We start from the raw sequence: 3,875 nt of genomic DNA on the forward strand, positions 1-3,875 counted from the left end.
ACCGCCGGTCGCCCCGGCGCCGGGCACGCCACCGCCGGTCGCGCCCGCGCCGATGACCCCGGCGGCGATGGCTGGTCCGCCGGCGTCCACGCTGCCCAGTCGCACCGAGCCGCTCCCCAGCCGGATCGACGGCCCGACCAACCGGCCGGTCTCCTCACCGCCGCCTCCGCCGCCCGGGATCACCCCGATCGCGCCGGCACAGCGGGGCATGGTGCCTCCGGCCGAGGCCGGCGAGCCGTTCCGACCGACGCTGACCACCGCCGCGATCAACAACGCGCGGGCCGAGCGGCAGCGGACGGTCATTCCGCCCCGCCCCAAGACCAACGGCGAACCCCGGCCGAGCCACCAGCAACGCCCGGTCGACGAGCCACCCACCGGCGGGTTCAGCGCCACCGATCTCAGCATTCCGGTGCCGACCCCCCGTCCCGGGCAGGAGGCCGCACCGCCCGGCTCCCGGGCCAACTGGCCGCTGGTCAACAACCCGGAGGACCCGTCCGACAGCTCACCGAACAACCCGGTGGCCTACCCGTACGGCGGTAGCCGCGGTGTCGAGGCCCCGACCGACCCGGGTCGGGCCGACGGTCGGGTCACCCCGCCCTGGTTGGCGGACGACCTGCCACCGGAACCACCCATGCTGCGGCTGGTGGAGCCGCCGCCGCTGGCCGACCGGGCGCTGCGCGAGGGGCTCAACCCTCCTGCGGACCAGCACCTGGAGACGCCGCCGCTGCGCCTGGTCGACCGCGAGCAGGCCGCTCGCAACGGTCGGGCGGCCGCCCGCACCGAGCGTGCCGCCGAGCACCGGCCGGCGCCCCCGGTCGAGCACCGGCCACCGCCAATGGAGCACCGGCCGCCGCCGATGGAACACCGGCCGCCGCCGGTCGCCGACGAGGGCGACGGCGACCTGCTGATCTTCGCGCAGGCCAAGTCGGCCTGGTTCGTCGGTCAGGCCGAGGAGTCCGACCTGGACTGGTCGACCACGGCCGACACCGGCTGGCAGGCCGCGGAGCAGGCCGCTCGCCCGGCGGTGGGCGCCGAGACCAACGCCGGGCTGCCGAAGCGCGTGCCGCAGGCCAACCTGGTGCCGGGTTCCCCGCTGCGCGAGGAGCGCCCATTGCGGATAGTGCGTGATGCGGCAAGCCTCGCGGAGAACACGACCGGCTACTTCCGTGGCTGGCGTCGGGGCCAGGAGATCGGCGGTTTCGCGGTGGGTGGTCGGCCCGGTCGTGAGGCGGCCGGCGGCTGGGACTTCAGCCGCGACCACGGGGACCGCGACGACGACCGGGAGTACGAGTACCGCTCGGCCGGCTACCAGTCCTGACCCTTCTTCACCCGCGAGCGCCCTCAGCCAGTCGGCTGGGGGCGCTCTCGCGTCAGCGGGTGGATCCCGGGTACGCAGAAGCCGCCTCGCGAGGCCCGTGGGTGGGCTGGTGGCCCCGGGAAGGGGCTGACAGCGTCCAGGACGTCAGGAGGCGGCTTGGCGGCGCACCGGCCCGTCTGGGCGACGAACCGGGGCGGATCGACCCACCGGGGCGGCTGGCAGCGCCCGGTGGCGGCCGGAGCCACCACCGGGGCGTGCAGCGCCGCGATCAGGCCGGTGCGACGGCGCGCGTACGGCGCATGGTCAGCACGTACTCGACAAGCGAGATCAGCACGTGCTTCGTCGACTCCCGGTTACGGGCGTCGCAGGCCACCACCGGCACGTCGCTCGAGATCGCCAAGGCGTCCCGGACGTCCTGCGGGTCGTGGTACTGCATTCCGTCGAAGCAGTTGATCGCCACCAGGTACGGCAGGCGTCGGTGCTCGAAGAAGTCGATCGCCGCGAAGCAGTCGGCCAGCCGGCGAGTGTCCACCAGCACGACCGCACCGATCGCACCCCGCACCAGTTCGTCCCACATGAACCAGAAACGGGTCTGACCCGGCGTACCGAACAGGTACAGAATCAGGTCACGGTCGATCGAGATCCGGCCGAAGTCCATGGCCACCGTGGTCGTCGTCTTGCCCGGCACCTGCCGGGTGTCGTCGACGCCCACGCCAGCGGAGGTCATGATGGCCTCGGTGGTCAGCGGCGTGATCTCCGAGACCGAGCCGACCAGCGTCGTCTTACCGACGCCGAATCCACCGGCGATAACGATCTTCGCCGACGTCACGCGGCCGCTCGGGTTCGGCGGGCGGTGCGACATGTCAGAGCCTGCGAAGTCCACTCAGCACCCTCTCCAGCAGTTCAGTGCCCACCGCGTCGTCGGAGTCGTCCAAAATGGTCGGCTCGTGGACCGCGACCAGGCCGTCCGTCGCCATGTCGGCGATGAGCACCCGGGCCACACCGAGCGGGAGCTGCATCCGCGCCGCGATCTCTGCGAGCGATTGCACGCGTCCGTCACACAGCGCGGCGATGTACTGGTGTTCGCGGCCCTGGCCGCCGTTGCCATTGGCAGCGGCCCGACCGCGCACCGTCGTCTCGACGAGCGCCTCCAGCGCGATGTCGAGCCGGGGACGGGTGCGACCACGGGTCACGGCGTATGGACGGACCAACGCTCCGGTTGGTTCGTCACGATCGGCCATCTCGCCGCTCACCTCCTTCGCACCCGTTACCGGCTCCCACCGGTGAAACCCGTCGTTGTCGTTGTTTCAGTCGTGCCGACCTCACGATCGGCGAGAACGTCAGCCCAGCATGCCCGCAGCCGCACGCGGCTGCGGGGTCAGCGCGTCGCCCACCCGGTCGACCAGCAGCGCCATCTCGTAGCCAACCTGGCCCACGTCGGAGCTGCGGGCGGCCAACACGGCGAAGGACGAGCCGTCCGAGATGGACATCAGGAACAGGAAGCCATTGTCCATCTCCACGACGGTCTGCAACACCGCGCCTCCCTCGAAGCAGCGTGCTGCCCCCTGGGTCAGGCTGACCAGACCCGAAGAGATCGCGGCGAGCTGGTCTGCCCGGTCGCGCGGCAGATCCCGTGACGACGCGAGGAGTAGGCCGTCGGCCGATACGGCGACCGCGTGCGCGACGCCGGGCACCCGGTCGGCGAAGTTGGCCAGCAGCCAACCAAGATCCTGCGTAGTTGTCATCCTTCTTGCTCCTTCTGCCCGCTCCCGGCCACCGGGCCTGAGCCAGACTGCGAGGATTGCCCTCCCGGAGTCGCCTCCGGGTTGGTCGGGTTGTCCGAGGTGCTACGCCCTCGCTGCACGCCCCGGTGGTAGGCGGAGAGCAGGCCACGGACCGCCTCCGGGGAGCGCCGCTGGACCGAGGTGGTGGGCTTCTCCACCGCGCCGGGCACCAGCTGCGCCATCGGCTTGCGTTTCGGCAGACCGGTCGTGGTGGTCTCGCTCACCGGCACCGCGCCGGCCGCCGCGGAGGCAGCACGCCAGCCGTCGTCGGCAGCGGTCTGCCAGCCGTTGCTCTGCGGTTGGGGCCGGCGGTTCGGCAGGCTCTCGGCGAGGCTCGGGCGGGTGCCCTCGTTCGCTGTGGAGCCGTTGTCCCGCGGCGCTCCTCCGACCGTCGGAGTGTCTGCCATCGGTGTGTTACCTGTCGTCCCGGGTGGTGTCTTGTGGACTGCCCGACCGCTGGCCTCGACCGTGGCGAACTGCTGGGTCGCGGAGTCGCCGTTCGTCGCTGGCTGGGCGCCGGCCGCGGTCTCCTCGGAGCCCGGGCGACGGGTACGGAACCAGGCCGACTCAAGCTCCCGGAAGATCGGCAGCTCCATCGTCTCGTCCGCGTACCGCTGACGGTTCTGCGCCTGCGGCTGCTGCGGCGTCGGCCGGGTCTGCGGAGCCGGAGCCGCTGCCGGGGTCGGCGCTGGCGCCGACGGCCGGGCTGCGGCCGGGATCGGAAGAGCGCACGGCCGGGGAAGGGGGTAGGTCCCGGTGGGCGCCGGAGCCTT

At 72.5% G+C, this 3,875-nt stretch carries 3 protein-coding genes and 2 pseudogenes; 1 reads left to right on the top strand and 4 read right to left on the bottom strand.

The genetic code is table 11. The annotated features are described in order from the left end of the window. Nucleotides 1–1,318: pseudogene (locus tag PSH25_RS14820) on the top strand (transposase); the annotation flags it as partial. Between the two features lie 268 nt (nucleotides 1,319–1,586). Here the strand turns inward: PSH25_RS14820 and PSH25_RS14825 are convergent. The 4 genes and pseudogenes from PSH25_RS14825 to PSH25_RS14840 all read right to left on the bottom strand — a co-directional run. After that, on the bottom strand, nucleotides 1,587–2,180 hold the full coding sequence (locus PSH25_RS14825; RefSeq protein ID WP_007455465.1) for a GTP-binding protein: 594 nt from the start codon (nucleotides 2,178–2,180) through the stop codon (nucleotides 1,587–1,589). A gap of 1 nt (nucleotide 2,181) precedes the next feature. Further along, nucleotides 2,182–2,559: a DUF742 domain-containing protein gene (locus PSH25_RS14830; protein ID WP_030329021.1), complete on the bottom strand. Its 378-nt coding sequence runs from the start codon at nucleotides 2,557–2,559 to the stop codon at nucleotides 2,182–2,184. A 99-nt stretch (nucleotides 2,560–2,658) separates the two neighbouring features. Continuing rightward, the gene (locus PSH25_RS14835; protein WP_030329023.1) at nucleotides 2,659–3,063 is read right to left on the bottom strand and encodes a roadblock/LC7 domain-containing protein; all 405 of its coding nucleotides are present in this window, start codon (nucleotides 3,061–3,063) and stop codon (nucleotides 2,659–2,661) included. Then, nucleotides 3,060–3,875, bottom strand: a pseudogene (locus PSH25_RS14840) (ATPase); the annotation flags it as partial. The pseudogene PSH25_RS14840 and the gene PSH25_RS14835, both read right to left, overlap by 4 nt.

The sequence above is a fragment of the Micromonospora foliorum genome (genome assembly GCF_022229015.1).
GTDB lineage: Bacteria > Actinomycetota > Actinomycetes > Mycobacteriales > Micromonosporaceae > Micromonospora > Micromonospora foliorum.

Bases quoted from the DNA above. Each gene is read 5' to 3' on its own strand.
- PSH25_RS14830 (WP_030329021.1), bottom strand. From the start codon at position 2,559: ATGGCCGATCGTGACGAACCAACCGGAGCGTTGGTCCGTCCATACGCC.
- PSH25_RS14825 (WP_007455465.1), bottom strand. From the start codon at position 2,180: ATGTCGCACCGCCCGCCGAACCCGAGCGGCCGCGTGACGTCGGCGAAG.
- PSH25_RS14835 (WP_030329023.1), bottom strand. From the start codon at position 3,063: ATGACAACTACGCAGGATCTTGGTTGGCTGCTGGCCAACTTCGCCGAC.